Consider the following 15,000-nt stretch of genomic DNA (forward strand, 5'->3'; position numbering starts at 1 on the left):
AGATGAAAACTGCATATATAGTAAAAGCCTACAGGACCGCCGTTGGAAAAGCCCCCAAAGGATTATTCCGATTTAAACGACCAGATGAACTGGCTGCGGAGACCATTGAGTACCTGATGAAGGAAGTACCTCAGCTGGATAAAAAGAGAATTGATGATGTCATTGTTGGGAACGCCATGCCGGAGGCGGAACAAGGTCTTAATGTGGCCCGACTTATCTCCCTGATGGGATTGAAGATCGAAGATGTCCCCGGAGTAACTGTAAACCGTTATTGTGCATCCGGGTTGGAAACCATAGGTATTGCCACGGCAAAAATACAGTCGGGAATGGCAGATTGCATCATTGCAGGTGGGGCCGAAAGTATGAGTTATATCCCCATGGGTGGATACAAACCTACTCCCGATTATTCAGTTGCCAAGGAAGGAAATGAAGATTATTACTGGGGTATGGGATTAACCGCCGAAGCAGTTGCAGAACAATTTAAAGTATCTCGGGAAGATCAGGATGAGTTTGCTTACAATTCGCACATGAAAGCCCTTAAGGCTCAAAAGGAAGGTAAGTTTGACGATCAGATCGTTCCTATAGAAGTTGAACACACCTTCGTCAATGCCGCGGGGAAAAAAGAAAGCACCACTTACACCGTAAAAAAAGATGAAGGTCCCCGAGCTGACACTTCAAAAGAGGTTTTGGCCAAACTCCGTCCTGTATTTGCAGCAGGAGGTAGCGTAACCGCAGGAAATTCTTCCCAGATGAGTGATGGGGCCGCATTTGTTCTGGTCATGAGTGAGGAAATGGTCAAGGAACTTAATTTAGAACCCATCGCACGATTGGTGAATTACGCAGCCGCCGGTGTAGAGCCCAGGATTATGGGAATCGGACCTGTTAAGGCTATTCCCAAGGCTCTTAAGCAAGCAGGGATGAAGCAATCACAACTTGAGTTGATCGAATTAAACGAAGCCTTTGCTTCCCAGTCACTGGCTGTGATACGGGAATTAGATCTCAACCAGGAAATTGTGAACGTGAACGGAGGCGCTATTGCCCTGGGTCACCCCCTTGGATGTACCGGTGCTAAATTATCGGTTCAGTTATTTGACGAAATGCGCAAGCGAAATATGAAAGGTAAACACGGCCTTGTCACCATGTGCGTTGGAACCGGACAGGGAGCGGCAGGAATTTTTGAATTTTTGAATTAACACACCTACAAAATATTTACAACCATGAGTACCGAAACAGTAAACAAAGATATTTTAAGAGGAGGCCAGTTCCTCGTCAAGGAAACCAAATGCGAAGACGTTTTTACATTGGAGGACCTCAATGAGGAACAAAAGATGATGCGTGAAAGCACCAAGGAGTTTGTTGATCGTGAACTTTGGGCCCATTGGGAGCGATTTGAAAACAAAGACTATGAATTCACCAAAGAATGCATGCTTAAGGCAGGAGAACTCGGATTTCTGAGTATTGCTGTCCCTGAAGCCTACGGCGGAATGGGCATGGGCTTTGTCTCCACTATGCTGGTATGCGATTATATCTCCGGAGCTACCGGCTCTTTCAGCACAGCATTCGGAGCACATACTGGGATCGGCACACTGCCTATCACCTTATACGGAACCGAAGAGCAAAAGAAAAAATACGTGCCCAAACTGGCCACCGGAGAATGGTTTGGTGCCTATTGCCTTACAGAACCAGGGGCCGGTTCAGATGCCAATTCTGGAAAAACAAAGGCCGTTCTCTCAAAAGATGGAAAATTCTACAACATCACCGGCCAGAAAATGTGGATCTCCAACGCCGGATTCTGTAATCTGTTTATCGTCTTTGCGCGAATTGAAGACGATAAGAATATTACCGGCTTTATTGTAGAAAACGATCCGGAAAACGGAATTTCCATGGGAGAGGAAGAAAAGAAACTGGGAATACATTCGTCTTCCACCCGCCAGGTGTTCTTCAACGAAACTAAAGTTCCTGTTGAAAATATGCTTTCCGAAAGGGGAAATGGGTTTAAGATTGCCATGAATGCCCTTAATGTTGGAAGGATAAAACTTGCGGCTGCCTGTCTTGAAGCTCAGCGCCGTGTACTTAACGAAGCAGTGAACTACGCCAACGAACGTGTTCAGTTTAAAACCCCTATCATCAATTTTGGGGCTATCAAAGCCAAGATCGCTCAAATGGCCATCAATGCCTATGCGGGTGAATCTGCCTGTTATAGGGCTGCGAAGAATATCGAAGACAGAATCGCGATCAGAGAAGCTGAAGGTAATACACATCAGGAAGCAGAACTGAAAGGTGTTGAAGAATACGCCATTGAATGCTCTATACTAAAGGTTGCTGTTTCCGAAGATGTTCAGAATACTACAGATGAAGGTATTCAGATCTTTGGAGGAATGGGCTTTAGTGCCGATACTCCTATGGAAAAGGCCTGGAGGGATGCGCGAATTTCCAGGATCTATGAAGGAACCAATGAAATTAACCGAATGCTCGCTGTAGGTATGCTGGTCAAAAAGGCGATGAAAGGACATGTAGACCTTCTGGGACCTGCAACGGCGGTAGGCGAAGAATTGATGGGTATTCCTTCTTTCGAGACTCCTGATTTTTCTGAACTCTTCGCTGAAGAAAAAGACCTAATCACCAGATTGAAAAAAGTTTTCCTTATGGTGGCCGGTAGTGCCGTGCAAAAATTTGGGCCGGATCTGGAATCACATCAACAGCTGCTGCTCGCTGCTGCTGATATTCTGATCGAAATCTATATGGCTGAATCAACGCTCCTGCGTACCGAAAAGAACGCTAAGCGCAATGGAGAAGCATCACAGGAAATCGAAATTGCCATGACTCAGTTGTATTTGTACGAATCTGTTGACATTATCATTAAGAAAGGAAAAGAGGCGATCGTATCATTTGCAGAAGGAGACGAACAGCGAATGATGCTGATGGGCTTAAAAAGGTTTACCAAATACACCAATCAGCCCAATGTTGTGGCCCTTCGCAATAAAATTGCAGATAAAGTGGCAGCAGATAATGCGTATACCTTCGACTCATAAAAAAGGTCATTCATAATAAAAAAACCGCCTCAAAAGGGCGGTTTTTTGTTTACTTATTGTGGGCTTACTAGTTTAAAAAACTATAAGTGCCTGAATATGAAAGCATTTGCTCAACAAAAGTTTCGGGTTGCAGCAATTTTATATCTGTAATCTCCCCGTCCGCATCGGTCTCAGGAAGCAGAACCGGATTGACGAATCCGCTATAGGGAGGCGTTTTAAAAGCCTTATTCCTCTCCAATACCTCAGCGTGCAATTTCTGATCTACCTTTACCCCATACCCTTCTACAAGATCCTGAGCCGCTTGGAAATCACCTTCCGACTTAATTCGCTGGGTTTCCCTTAGCAACTGCCCAAAGAGTTCCCTGAGTTTAGAATAGTCGTTGATGTTGTAATACGTTTTACCGTCTCGAACTACCTTCTCTATAACATTCTCATCTTTTCCTTTTTCGAATACCCAGGCAGATACCCATTGCCTGTTAACCATATGGTCTTCTTCAATGTCATCCCCTAATTCAATCCTGATCAACTGGGTAACCAAGCCATTTCTGATATAGCGATCAAAGGCTGTCATACCCAACTCCTTCCAGTCATCTGTCAGGCCCAGTTCCTGCAATTTAGGGTCCATTAAATAATACAATCCAACGAGGTCTGCCCTCCCCTCTTCCATCGTAGAGGCATAATTCTTCAGGGTTTCTTTAGGCTGACCTACGCCTTCATTGAGCTGACCCGAAGCATGACCTACTACCTCGTGTAATGCCGTAAGCAGTTTAGAAGCGGTCTTACCATATTTGATCTCTCTGGCTATTTCTTCTTCATCATGAGCGTATTCTTTTAACCTGCCTGATCCACCTGCATTGCTATAGGCCTCAATAATATTACCCAGAGATACCGATTTACTTCCGTGTTCCTGACGTATCCAGTTGTTATTGGGCAGGTTTACCCCAATTGGGGTACTGGGAGATGCATCTCCTGCCTCCCCGGCCACATTAACGGTCTTATAGGAAACCCCAACCACATTTTTCTTTTTATGCGCTTCCATCAAAGGAGACTCATCTTCAAACCACTGGGCGTTTTCAGAAAGGACTGCCATCTGTCTGGACATTTCAAAATCCTTGAGCTGTACAATGTTTTCATAGGATCCTTTGTATCCCTTCGGGTCGTTATACACTTCAATAAATCCATTGATCCAGTCGATGTCCCCATCCCTGGAATTCACCCAGGAAATAGCGTATTCATCCCAGGTATCAAGACTACCTGTTTTGTAGTATTCTATGAGAAGTCCCAGAGTATTTGCCTGTTGTTCATTCTCAGCGACTCCTTTTGCTTTTTCAAGCCATTTGATGATCTCGTCTATAGCTTCACCGTAGAGTCCACCCGACATATAAACCTCCTCTGTGATCTTACCATTTATTTTTGAAAGCCTGGAGTTTAAGCCCGTTTCAACGGGTCTTCCTTCCGGACCTTTGTAGGCACTGGCGTAGAACGCTTCTACCTCAGCATCGGTTAGACCTGGGTCATAAAAATTAACAGCTGATGCTGCTACGTTATCAACGCCTTTCTTCTTATTCACTTTCTTGGCATCTGCTTCATTGAAAATCACTTCAAACGCTTCACCCTCCAGATTTGAATCCGTTTCTTCGAGTAAGCCTTTAAGGTATTCAGGACTGAAGGCAGGTTTTAATTTATCGTTTGAATAATGATGGTGGATCCCATTGGAAAACCATATCCGTTTCAAATAAGTTTCAAATGCCGTCCATTCATCTGTAGATTTATCTCCTGAATAGTTCTGGTATACATTTTCGAGGGCTCTTCTTATTTCCAGATTATACCTGTAATTCTGGTCCCAGATGATATCTCTTCCTGCAAGACCGGCCTGGGTGAGGTAGTAGACGAGTTTCTTTTGGTCTAGAGTCAGTTCGTCAAAACCGGGAATCTGATATCTCAGAATTTGAATATCCGCAAACTGATCTACAAAGTATTCAAAAGTGTCTGATTGAGTAGTCGCAGATGCTTCAGCAGTTTCCTTTTCCTGGCAGGACCAAATGAGTCCAATCGCCAGCAAGGCGATTAAAAAATGTCGTAATTTCATGATTTTAGTTCTGTTTTCGTTCTCCCTCAAAAGTAAAGATTTAGGATACAATTCTGTTGTTTTTTTTAATTATATCATTTCGTAATTCAGGCTTACAAACACCTTTTATTTTAAAACATAGATTTATCTTTAGGCGAAACTACCTCATCTATCCATTCTCATGAAATCCACTTTATTAAAGCGCGTTTATCAGCCCGAACTATTTCGGGAACAAGGACATGCCCTTATCGACCTGCTGGCGAATCATTTGGAATCGTGTCAACAAAAGGAGGATAAAAAGGTGATCAACTGGAACCTTCCTGAGGATGAAAAAACTTTCTGGGACGAGTTTCTTCAGCAAGGATCAGAAAAGGAATTTTTTAAGGAAGTGCTTTCCCATACTACCCATGTCCATAATCCGAGATATATCGGCCATCAGGTTTGTGCCCCTGCACCGCTTGCTGCCTTGTCGGGATTGGTAAGTTCAATCCTCAACAATGGAATGGCTGTTTATGAAATGGGCATGGCTCCTACAGCCATAGAACGAATCATAACAGATTTGATTGCCGGCAAAATAGGTTTTGATAAAGACTCCAGAGGCATTTTAACCTCCGGGGGCACCCTTGCTAACCTCACCGCCCTGCTGGCAGCCAGAAAAGCAAAAGTGCGGGTTGATGTCTGGAAGGAAGGAAGTTCTAATCCCCTGGCAATTATGGTTTCAGAAGAAGCACATTACTGTGTAGACCGGGCTGCCCGGATCATGGGTCTGGGAAGTGACGGAATTATCAAAGTTCCGGTGACGGAGGGTTTTGAGATAGACAGCTCTGAACTGGAGTCGAGTTTTCAGAAAGCAAAAGATAAAGGATTGGAAGTCTTTGCCGTGGTTGGGAGTGCCCCTTCAACCGCCACAGGAATTTACGACGACCTTGAAGCCCTTGCCGCGTTCTCCAAAAGGCACGATCTATGGTTTCATGTAGACGGAGCTCACGGCGGGGCCGCAGTATTCTCCGAAAAATACAAAGGGACTGTAAAAGGGATTCACCTTGCCGATTCTGTGGTAATTGACGGGCATAAAATGATGCTGATGTCCACCATTACCACTGCGCTCATCTTTCGTGAAGGCATGCACTCTCATACAATTTTCAGTCAGGAAGCAGAATACCTCCTGCAGCATTCAGACGATGAAGATTGGTTCAATCTGGCAAAACGGACATTTGAATGCACCAAAACCATGATGAGCCTGCAGTGGTTTCTTCTTTTAAAGACCTATGGAGAGGAAGTTTTTGATGATAATGTGACTACTCTATATGATCTGGGACAACACTTTGGAAAGATGGTCCTGGAAGATCCTGATATGGAATTGGCAGTTATTCCTGAGTCTAATATTGTCTGTTTTCGCTACCTGCAATCGGGACTTTCGCAGGAAGAAACGAATGAAGTCAATAAAAGAATCAGGAAGGAGTTACTGGAAGAAGGCAGGTTCTATATAGTTCAAACTCGCATCAGAGGAAAACAATACCTTCGCTGCACCATAATGAATCCTTTTACTACTACAGGCCATCTTAACGAACTGCTTTCCCTGATTAAATCAAAAGGAAGGCGAGGCCTTAGCTCATAGACTCCAGAATACGTTGCTCGGTAGCTTTTTGGGAAAAGTTGATCGCACACTCGATAAGTGCGAGATGCGAATAAGCCTGAGGAAAATTACCCAGCAATCGTTTGGTTTTAAAATCGATATCCTCGCTAAATAATCCCAGATGATTCCCATAACTCAAAACACGGTCGAATAGCTTCTGTGCCTTTTCTTCTTCTCCAATTTTAAAGAGGCTGTTGATAAACCAGAACGTACAGATGGTAAAAGAAGAAGAGGGCAAACCAAAATCGTCCTTATTTTTATATCTATATAGGAGACCGTCGTTGCTCAGATGTTTCTCTATTGCCTTTACAGTACTGATATACTTTGGATCCCTCGCAGGAATAAATCCGTAAGATTCCATAAGTAAGACCGAGGCATCGAGGTTTTTGCTACCATAAGATTGGGTAAAAGCCTTAACATCATCATTCCAGGCCTTGTCCATTATGTCTTGTTTAATCTCCTGCTCTAACATACTCCATTTCTCAATCTTCTGCCATTTCCGAAAGATACGCGCCACTTTGATCGCCCTATCAATAGCAACCCAACACAAGACCTTGGAAAAGGTAAAATGCCGGTCTTCTTCTCTAAATTCCCAAATCCCTTTATCGGGTTCCTGCCAGTGCTCTGAAACTATCCAGGCAATACCTTTGGTAATTCCCCAGAGCTCTTCAGCATTTTCAATATTGGTACTGAAGATGTTCAGTTGGGCGTGAATAGCATCCATCAATATGCCGTATATGTCGTTTTGCCTTTGCTTATAGGCGGCATTCCCAATCCTGACCGGCTTAGAGTTCTTGTAGCCCTTTAAGTGGTCCAGGGTTTTCTCGGTAAGTTTTTTCTCTTTGTTGATCCCATACATGATCTGCAGCTTCTCTCCTTTTTCAGGGATGAGATCAACGATAAACTGCAGATAACGACGCGCAACATTAACGTGGCCCAGGTCTACCATCACCTTGATCACCATAGAAGCATCCCGAATCCAGCAAAACCGATAATCCCAATTTCTAACTTCGCCAATAGTTTCCGGCAAGGATGTAGTAGCAGCGGCCAGTACTGCCCCTGATTTGTTATAGGTAAGTAACTTCAAAGTGATCGCGCTTCTGGTGATCTGTGCATTGTATTTCTTATAATTTGGGGTTTTGTTACTCCAGTTTAACCAATAGACCTTGGTCCTTTCCAATTCCAGATAGATCTTCCGGGTACTGGGTAGGAAAATTTTCTCGTTATAGGCAATTAAAAAATACCCGTTCTCCGTAACCTCTAACTCCCTGCCTTCCATCATAGCATTTTTGTTAAAGGAGGTGTATAAGAAAACCGTTTCAAAATTTTTGCCTTTTGTCAAACTCGCGATAAAATTCTTTTTGATATAGGACTTTGTTTCCCCCTGCGCATAGGCAAGTTTAGGTTCGTAGTGCACACTAAACTTTGGTTTTCCGGAGATGTGCTTAATATATCGCACAACTTCAGGAGGAGCGTAATATTGACTTTGACTAGTTAAATACCTGGGCATGAAGTCATGGATTTCAAACACATCGTCTCCTTCTCTGAACTCGGTAATTAAAACCGCAGTATTTTTTTTATATCGTTGTTTGATCGCGTAGGAAGGAGCTACTCTTATACCGAAACAACCTCCTATCTCGTCGTCCAGAAGTTTGGCAAAGACAGAGGAAGAGTCGAATTCCGGTAAACAACACCAGTCAATTGAGCCTGTTTTTGAAACAAGTGCAGCACTCCTGCAATTTCCTATAATTCCGTAATCTAAGTTGTCCATAAATAAGAATGCTGTAAAAATTCTGCTTTCATTGCAATTGCGCCTCAATTTGTCGAAATTTAGAGAAACAAAAGAGAAAAAGGGTTAAAAACGTTCAATTTATGGCCAAAACTATCATAATCTCAAACAGACTGCCTGTACAATTGCAAATTGACAACGGTTCCATCAAAGCCATACCCAGTGTAGGAGGCCTGGCAACCGGAATGAAATCGGTGCATTCAGAAGGGCAAAGCCTTTGGATAGGATGGAGTGGCCTTACTGAAGAGGAAATCCCCGAGGAACTCGAAAGTGATATTGACAAGGCCCTCGCAAAACATGGTTCGTCCAAAGTAAAACTCACCGAAGAAGAAGTAGATGGCTTTTACTACGGCTTCAGTAACCGCACCATCTGGCCCCTTTTTCATTATTTCCTGGAATACTCCGAGTTTGAACTCTCCAGTTGGAATACCTACAGGGAGGTAAATCAGAAATTCGCTGATGCCATAATTAAAGAAGCAAAAGAAGAGGACATCATCTGGGTCCATGATTACCAACTGATGTTGGTTCCTCAAATGGTAAGGGAAAAAAGACCTGACATCTCCATCGGATTTTTTCTTCATATTCCATTTCCCTCTTTTGAGATTTTCAGAACACTCCCCTGGAGGGAAGAAGTTCTTATGGGCCTGCTGGGTTCAGACCTTATTGGCTTTCATACCTACGATTACGAAAGGCATTTTTTAAGCTCTATTAGGCGTATCCTGGGCCTTGAGGTAAGTTTTAATGATATTTATCTCGAAGACCGAATCGTTAAAGTTGATTCCTTTCCCATGGGGATTGATTACGCTAAATTCCACAATGCTGCCAAACAACACGATGGTCTGACTAAAAAGGCACAGTCCGATCTCCAGCGCAGGCTCAATGCACATAAGGAGTCGACTCCCGATGCCAAATTTCTCTTGTCGATAGACCGCTTAGACTACTCTAAGGGAATTGCAAAACGGCTGAATGCCTATGAATATTTTCTAAATAAATATCCCCAGTATAAGGAGAAGGTCCGACTCATCATCCTGGCTGTTCCCTCTAGGAGCAATGTACCCCAGTACCAATTACTAAAAAGGGAAATTGATGAATTGGTAGGAAGAATTAATGGAGAACTGGCTACGGTGAGCTGGACTCCAATCTGGTATTTTTACCGCTCCCTGCCTTTTGATAACCTTATAGATCTTTATACCTCCTGCGATATAGCCTGGCTAACTCCCATCCGTGACGGGATGAACCTGGTAGCCAAGGAATACATCGCAACCCGAACAGATAAAACAGGTGTCCTTATTTTAAGTGAAATGGCCGGTTCGGCAAATGAAATGAATGAATCCCTGTTAATTAATCCTAATAATTTTGAACAGATCGCCGACACTATCCATAAGGCCATCCAAATGCCCGAGAAAGAACAAAAAGCCAGGAACAAGGTCTTACAAAAACGACTGGAACGATATAATGTGGAGAAATGGGCCAATGATTTTATGCGTTCACTTACCGAACAAAGAGATAAAGATCCAACCTATGTAGCCCAAAGATTGTCGGTTGATCTTACCAACACACTCATCAAAGAATACCGGGATGCGAAACACCGACTTCTGTTTCTGGATTATGACGGGACCCTGGCGGGATTCCACAATGATCCGCAGAAAGCTTCGCCTGATAAGGACCTTTATAATTTACTAGACCAGTTAAATGACCTGCCCAATACCGATGTCTATCTTATCAGTGGGCGGGATAAGGAAACTTTTAGCAAGTGGTTTTTAAAAAAGAAATACAATATGATCGTTGAGCACGGCGTATGGCTCTCTGAGGGAGGCAATGAATTTACGATGCTCGAGAATGTCAAAAAAGACTGGATGGAGAAGATCCTCCCTGTACTGGAATCTTTTGTTGATCGAACCCCTGGTAGTTTTATAGAGGAAAAAAATTACTCTCTGGCCTGGCATTATCGCAATACCGATCCCGATTTCGGCCAGAAACGAGCTTCTGAACTCAATACCGTGCTGCGAAGTCTGATTGCCAATGACGATCTCAGCGTACTGAACGGCAATAAAGTGATGGAGATTAAAAGCAGTAACGTAAATAAGGGACGGGCTGCAATGCGTATTTTTACAAGAAACGACTACGACTTTGTATTTGCTATTGGTGATGACTGGACCGATGAGTTTATGTTCCAGGAATTACCTGATACGGCAGTAACAGTCAAGGTTGGGAGGCAAAAAACTCAGGCAAAATATTATCTAGATAGCATAAAGAATGTTCGCGATCTTTTATCCCGGTTTATTAAGAAATAAAAACAGCTGGCTTTACCTGCTTGGTATCCTCTTTATTTTAACGGCTACAAAGGTCAATTCACAGGCCAATACCGAAGTTTTTCTTATAAAACTCGAACAAGCTGAAGATTCGCTTCGCCTGGGTAATCCCGTAAATATCTCCAACAATCCCGGATATGATAACCAGCCTTCGTTTTACAATGACAATCTGGTGCTTTTTTCTTCTACCCGAAACGAACAAACAGATATAGCGGCATATGCCCTTAATAAAGACAGTATAGTCTGGAAAACCAATACCCCCAAAGGCAGTGAATACTCCCCATTAAAAATTCCGGGGAGTCAGAATTTTAGCGCCATTCGTCTTGACCTGGACGGCAAACAGTTACTTTATAAGTATAACTGGAAAACAGGGCGTTCGCAGCCTGTGGTAAACGACCTCAAAGTGGGGTATCACCTCTGGTTTAGTGAGGACATCCTGGTATCAACAGTGCTGGTGGAGAATCGTATGGATCTGGTAGTCTCCAACCTACAGGATTATACTAATTATACTTTTCAAAGGAATGTGGGGAGATCACTGCACAAAATTCCCAACACTGCATTGATAAGTTTTATCAGTAAAGAAGATGATGAGTGGATTTTAAAATCGATGGATCCGGTTTCAGGGGCAACGCAAATTATTACAACTTTGCCGGAGGGCGCACAGGATATGTGCTGGCTGATCGATGGTTCCATACTTGCCAGACAAGGAAATCAGTTGTTCCGTTACACCCCCGGGAAGGATAATCCCTGGCAACTCTTCGCGGCTTTTCCGGAAGGGGAAATCGGAACGATTACGCGCCTGGCAACAAACGCGATTTCCAGTTTTTTATTGATGGTGGCAGAAATACCAGATAATTAATATGAAATTCCTCCATAATTCGGATAGGGTTGAGGCTTTTAGTGACGGCGTTTTCGCTTTCGCAGCTACTCTTATGGTTGTCACCCTGGATATGGATGAAAGCCTACAACTCATAGGCGCTAAAGCAACAAATTTTCTTAGTTTCGGAGTGAGTTTCTTTGTATTGGTAATCCTATGGAAGGTCCATTATAATTTTTTCAGGAAAACTTCTTATATCGACAATTGGATCATAACTTATAATTCGATCCTGCTTTTTGTCGTACTGTATTATGTATTCCCATTAAAATCGCTGATCAATTCCTGGATGGGCGTGAAATCCATAACAGCTGATGAACTCAGTGCCCTTTTTGTTATGTATGGGTTTGGTTTTGCACTTATATTCCTTTGTTATACCCTTATGTATTACAGAGCGTATCGCAAAACCAGGGCCCTTAGCAAGTCGATAGAACTGCTCTTTTCCGCCCAGCATTTTTCTTTGTACGTATTTACGGCAATTCTCTCCATTCTGCTCGGTATTTTAAAAGTAGGTATTACCTTTGGTACACCAGGATTCTTTTATGCCCTGTTGGGGCCCTTGTGTTATTTCCACGCTGTCTGGTTTGATAAAAAATACAGAAAAAAACTATTATGAAACATTTGTTCTTTTCCCTTTTATGTTTGATGACCTTTGGTTCTTTTGCGCAATCATCCGACGATATCTACAACATAATCGATGCGGTTTCTGCCGACAGAATTGAAGCCGATATAACTACTTTAGTCGGATTTGGCACCAGGCACACACTTAGTGATACCACCTCAACAACAAGGGGGATTGGTGCTGCCCGGCGATGGATCAAAAGTGAATTTGAATTGATTTCCTCTCAGTGCGACAATTGCCTTGATGTTTTTTACCAAAAGGAATTAGTGAAAAAAGGAGAAAACCAGCGTATTGTCAATGACGTTATGGTGGTAAATGTTGTCGCTGTGCAAAAAGGTACCAAATATCCCAATAGATATATTATCATGAGCGGTGACATCGACTCCAGGGTGAGCGATCCCACCAACTTCACCGATGATTCCCCGGGAGCCAATGACAATGCCAGTGGAATGGCGGGCACTATAGAAGCTGCCAGGGTGTTATCCAAATACAAATTTGAGAACAGTGTGATCTATGTTGGGCTCTCAGGAGAAGAACAGGGACTCTTCGGGGGTAAATCCCTGGCTGCATATGCCAAAGAAAAGGGATGGGATATCATCGGCGTTCTCAACAATGATATGATCGGGAATATCAAAGGAGTTGACGGAGTGGTAAGCAACAGGGACTTCAGAATATTTTCAGAGCCTGTTCCGCCCACAGAAACCGAAAGGCAGAGAAGATCCCGCAGATTTTACGGGGGAGAAGTTGATGGAATTTCCAGGCAATTGGCCCGGTATGTGCATAAGACTACTAAAACCTACATGCCGGAAATGAATCCTATGATGATCTATCGTCTCGATCGCTTTGGCAGAGGCGGCCACCACAGACCCTTTAACGATCAGGGTTTTGCGGGAATCCGAATTATGGAAGCCCATGAAAACTATACCCAGCAGCATCAGGACATCCGTATGGAGGATGGAATTGCCTATGGCGATGTACTCGAACATGTTAATTTCGACTATGCTGCTAAACTAACAGCCGTCAATGCTATTAATCTGGCCTCTATTGCTTGGGCACCACCCTCCCCTTCAGAAGTTCAGATCGGCGGTATTGTGGAGCCATCAGCTATCCTGAAATGGAGTAGCTCTGATGGTGCAAAGGGTTATAAAGTCTACTGGAGGGATACCACCTCCCCTACCTGGGATCACAGTCGATATGTAGGTGACGTTACCGAATATACCCTTGAAGGAATCGTGATCGATAATTATTTCTTTGGTGTTTCAGCTGTAAGTGAGGACGGATTTGAGAGTCCTGTTGTTTTTCCCAATGCAATTTTCAGGAATTAACAGAAATGAAAGTTATCAATCGGACCTATTATCTGGCTGGCCTTGCAGCCCTGGCATTACTGCTTTATAACTGTCGACAGGTACCTGATGACAAGAAGTCTTTGTCACCCCCAAAGGAATTAAAGGATCTGAATACGGTATTTGATGACTATGAACGCCTGGAGAAAAGTGGAAAACACGCTGAACTGGCAGCCAGACTTATCGAAGTCAACACAGACCTTCAATCTTCTCAAATCTATGTTGAAGCTGCCACTTTATATCATTTGGCGAATAAAAATGATTCAGCCATTATAATGCTCCATAAGGCAATAGATCACGGGATGGCTAATCCAACTATACTGAGAAAATTCCCGGGCTTAGAGCAGGTTAAAAACACACGGATACAACATTTAAACCTCCGCCTCGATTCCCTAGGGAAAGTCCTGCATAAAATCTCGAATTTTGCCCTTGAAACACGCGCCATAGACCAGTTTTGGCCCTACTTTAAAAAGGCAAAGGCAAATCCAGACAGCGCCCGTGTTATTTTAAAGGATTATATTCTAGAAGGTCCTCCCGAAATCAGAGACTATTACGCAATTCGATACTACAACCTCGACAATATGTACGGGCAAATGATCAATGGTGCACCTGAATATTATACCTATTTAATGTCTCATCTGAGTAATGATAGTCTGGAAGGCCTGAAAAATAAGGCTGCCAGAGCTATGAAAACATTTAAAACACTTTATCCCGATGCGGTATTCCCTAAAGTCTATATTGTTCCGGGGCTGTTGAATTCAGGGGGAACAGCCACGGAAATGGGGCTTTTCATTGGAGGGGACATGTACGGAAGGTCCGCATCCATGCCCCTGCAGGAACTCAACGACTGGCAAAAAGGAGCCATAATGAATATGGAAGACCTGCCTCAGCTTATACTTCACGAATTGATGCATTTTCAGCAGAATTATACAGATCGGGAAAACGAGGACACAGTCTTGTACAAGGTCATCGAGGAAGGGGTGTGCGATTTTCTAAGCGAACTATCCTCGGGTATACCCATAGAATCGGCCCAACTCGAGTATTTGAAAGATACCTCCAATTTTGATAACATCCTGAAGGAATTTAAACGCGACCTTTATACTGAGGATCTTTCACTCTGGATGTACAATGGAGGATCAATAGAAGACAGACCTGCCGACCTCGGCTATGCCATGGGATACCTTATCACCAAATCGTATTACCGCAATTGCAGCGACAAGGAACAATGCCTGGTAGACCTATTAAACACAAACGATATGACTTCTATCTTAAAAGGTAGTGACTACGGCCATATCCTGGATAAACAACCTGATGCATAAAACCC

At 43.3% G+C, this 15,000-nt stretch carries 10 protein-coding genes; 8 read left to right on the forward strand and 2 right to left on the reverse strand.

The features are described from left to right. Window positions 1-2 precede the first annotated feature (2 nt). On the forward strand, window positions 3-1,193 hold the full coding sequence (locus AB8P51_RS09290; RefSeq protein WP_369748552.1) for an acetyl-CoA C-acyltransferase: 1,191 nt from the start codon (window positions 3-5) through the stop codon (window positions 1,191-1,193). A 24-nt stretch (window positions 1,194-1,217) separates the two neighbouring features. After that, a complete protein-coding gene (locus AB8P51_RS09295) occupies window positions 1,218-3,032 on the forward strand; it encodes an acyl-CoA dehydrogenase family protein (protein WP_369748553.1) in 1,815 nt (604 codons plus the stop codon). Window positions 3,033-3,099: 67 nt separating this feature from the next. Here AB8P51_RS09295 and AB8P51_RS09300 read toward each other — a convergent pair whose 3' ends face one another. Continuing rightward, complete coding sequence (locus AB8P51_RS09300) at window positions 3,100-5,121, reverse strand: dihydrofolate reductase (RefSeq protein ID WP_369748554.1); 2,022 nt, start codon at window positions 5,119-5,121, stop codon at window positions 3,100-3,102. A 160-nt stretch (window positions 5,122-5,281) separates the two neighbouring features. Here AB8P51_RS09300 and AB8P51_RS09305 point away from each other — a divergent pair, with 160 nt between their 5' ends. Continuing rightward, window positions 5,282-6,718 carry an aspartate aminotransferase family protein gene (locus AB8P51_RS09305; protein ID WP_369748555.1) on the forward strand — a complete coding sequence of 479 codons (1,437 nt, stop codon included), beginning with the start codon at window positions 5,282-5,284 and terminating at the stop codon, window positions 6,716-6,718. Here AB8P51_RS09305 and AB8P51_RS09310 read toward each other — a convergent pair. After that, window positions 6,708-8,507, reverse strand: coding sequence for a glycoside hydrolase family 15 protein (locus tag AB8P51_RS09310; RefSeq protein ID WP_369748556.1), 1,800 nt, complete (start codon window positions 8,505-8,507; stop codon window positions 6,708-6,710). The genes AB8P51_RS09305 and AB8P51_RS09310 overlap by 11 nt on opposite strands. Before the next feature lie 101 nt (window positions 8,508-8,608). Here AB8P51_RS09310 and AB8P51_RS09315 point away from each other — a divergent pair, with 101 nt between their 5' ends. The 5 genes from AB8P51_RS09315 to AB8P51_RS09335 are packed head-to-tail and all read left to right on the forward strand — an operon-like array spanning window position 8,609 to window position 14,995. Then, window positions 8,609-10,819, forward strand: a complete 2,211-nt coding sequence (locus AB8P51_RS09315; protein ID WP_369748557.1) for a bifunctional alpha,alpha-trehalose-phosphate synthase (UDP-forming)/trehalose-phosphatase — start codon at window positions 8,609-8,611, stop codon at window positions 10,817-10,819. Further along, complete coding sequence (locus AB8P51_RS09320) at window positions 10,782-11,696, forward strand: hypothetical protein (RefSeq protein ID WP_369748558.1); 915 nt, start codon at window positions 10,782-10,784, stop codon at window positions 11,694-11,696. Before AB8P51_RS09315 ends, AB8P51_RS09320 begins: the two co-directional genes overlap by 38 nt. A 1-nt stretch (window position 11,697) precedes the next feature. Beyond that, on the forward strand, window positions 11,698-12,327 hold the full coding sequence (locus tag AB8P51_RS09325; RefSeq protein ID WP_369748559.1) for a TMEM175 family protein: 630 nt from the start codon (window positions 11,698-11,700) through the stop codon (window positions 12,325-12,327). Further along, complete coding sequence (locus AB8P51_RS09330) at window positions 12,324-13,658, forward strand: M28 family metallopeptidase (RefSeq protein WP_369748560.1); 1,335 nt, start codon at window positions 12,324-12,326, stop codon at window positions 13,656-13,658. Before AB8P51_RS09325 ends, AB8P51_RS09330 begins: the two co-directional genes overlap by 4 nt. A 5-nt stretch (window positions 13,659-13,663) precedes the next feature. After that, window positions 13,664-14,995 carry a hypothetical protein gene (locus AB8P51_RS09335; RefSeq protein WP_369748561.1) on the forward strand — a complete coding sequence of 444 codons (1,332 nt, stop codon included), beginning with the start codon at window positions 13,664-13,666 and terminating at the stop codon, window positions 14,993-14,995. The last annotated feature ends 5 nt before the right edge of the window (window positions 14,996-15,000 follow it).

The organism is Muriicola sp. SD30 (assembly GCF_041205185.1).
Taxonomy (GTDB): Bacteria; Bacteroidota; Bacteroidia; order Flavobacteriales; family Flavobacteriaceae; genus Muriicola.

Excerpts from the sequence above, each read along its gene's own strand:
- AB8P51_RS09290 (WP_369748552.1), top strand. The coding sequence starts at position 3 with ATGAAAACTGCATATATAGTAAAAGCCTACAGGACCGCCGTTGGAAAA.
- AB8P51_RS09295 (WP_369748553.1), top strand. The coding sequence starts at position 1,218 with ATGAGTACCGAAACAGTAAACAAAGATATTTTAAGAGGAGGCCAGTTC.
- AB8P51_RS09300 (WP_369748554.1), bottom strand. The coding sequence starts at position 5,121 with ATGAAATTACGACATTTTTTAATCGCCTTGCTGGCGATTGGACTCATT.
- AB8P51_RS09305 (WP_369748555.1), top strand. The coding sequence starts at position 5,282 with ATGAAATCCACTTTATTAAAGCGCGTTTATCAGCCCGAACTATTTCGG.
- AB8P51_RS09310 (WP_369748556.1), bottom strand. The coding sequence starts at position 8,507 with ATGGACAACTTAGATTACGGAATTATAGGAAATTGCAGGAGTGCTGCA.
- AB8P51_RS09315 (WP_369748557.1), top strand. The coding sequence starts at position 8,609 with ATGGCCAAAACTATCATAATCTCAAACAGACTGCCTGTACAATTGCAA.
- AB8P51_RS09320 (WP_369748558.1), top strand. The coding sequence starts at position 10,782 with ATGTTCGCGATCTTTTATCCCGGTTTATTAAGAAATAAAAACAGCTGG.
- AB8P51_RS09325 (WP_369748559.1), top strand. The coding sequence starts at position 11,698 with ATGAAATTCCTCCATAATTCGGATAGGGTTGAGGCTTTTAGTGACGGC.
- AB8P51_RS09330 (WP_369748560.1), top strand. The coding sequence starts at position 12,324 with ATGAAACATTTGTTCTTTTCCCTTTTATGTTTGATGACCTTTGGTTCT.
- AB8P51_RS09335 (WP_369748561.1), top strand. The coding sequence starts at position 13,664 with ATGAAAGTTATCAATCGGACCTATTATCTGGCTGGCCTTGCAGCCCTG.